This window comes from Aliamphritea spongicola (assembly GCF_017051665.1).
GTDB lineage: Bacteria > Pseudomonadota > Gammaproteobacteria > Pseudomonadales > Balneatricaceae > Amphritea > Amphritea spongicola.
Genome location: NZ_JAFIDL010000096.1, coordinates 1 through 289 on the forward strand (window position 1 = coordinate 1; position 289 = coordinate 289).

General features: G+C 73.4%; 1 protein-coding gene. It reads left to right on the forward strand.

Features of this window, described 5'->3' with window-relative positions:
• Positions 1-289, forward strand: a 289-nt coding sequence (locus JYB63_RS22895) for a hypothetical protein (protein WP_205660225.1), incomplete at both ends; no start/stop codon positions are given.

Genomic DNA, 289 nt, shown 5'->3' on the forward strand with positions numbered 1-289 from the left:
GCCTGCGCCTGGACGGCGGCCGCTATGACCGCCTGGTCCGGCAGATGGGCAGGGCGACTCCGCTGACCGCCACCCTGGCTGAGGAGGACGCCACCATCGAGCCGGGCCACGTGTATTTCCTGCCGCCCGGACTGGACGTGGCCAGGGACAAGGGCCGGCTGTGTTTCATCCAGGACGGGGCCGCCGCGCAGAAGCTGCCGGGCGCGCTTCCGGCCGACGACAGCGCGGTCCTGTTCCTCAGCGGCGGCGATCCCGCGCTGGTGGACGAGGCGATGTCCAGGGCCGGGGC